Annotated in this window: 1 protein-coding gene; it reads left to right on the top strand. The window is 67.6% G+C overall.

From position 1 onward, the window contains the following. A partial coding sequence (locus tag EN969_RS34760) for a DNA gyrase modulator (RefSeq protein ID WP_281060062.1) occupies window positions 1–472 on the top strand: 472 nt, incomplete at both ends.

Genomic DNA, 472 nt, shown 5'->3' with positions numbered 1-472 from the left:
GTGTGTCGGTGCGTCTCGGCAAGGTCGAGGCTACCGAAGCTTCCGAAAGCGAGGATGTGGCGCTGCGCGTTTTCGTCGGCGGCCGCGTGGCGAGTGTCTCGGCGACAGCGGCGTCCGACCCGAAAACGCTGGCCGAGCGCGCCGTGGCGATGGCGAAAGTGTCGCCGCAGGATCCCTATCAAGGGCTGGCCGATCCGGCATTGCTCGCCAAACAGACGCGCGATCTCGACCTGTTCGACGCCACCGAAGTGTCGGCAGACCAGTTGAAGGAAGCCGCATTGGCGGCGGAAGCGGCAGCGCTTGCCGTCAAGGGCGTGACCAATTCGGCCGGCGCCAGCGCCGGTGCCGGGCTGGGCGGCCTGGTGCTGGCCACCTCGCACGGCTTCCTCGGCCACTATGTCGGCTCGCGTTTTTCGCGCTCGGCCAGCGTTATCGCCGGCGAGGGCACCGGCATGGAGCGCGACTATGAATT

The organism is Mesorhizobium sp. M7A.F.Ca.CA.003.01.2.1 (genome assembly GCF_003998945.1).
Lineage (GTDB): Bacteria > Pseudomonadota > Alphaproteobacteria > Rhizobiales > Rhizobiaceae > Mesorhizobium > Mesorhizobium ciceri.
The sequence above is the reverse complement of the archived record's forward strand: the minus strand, read 5'-3'. Positions and strand labels throughout refer to the sequence as shown.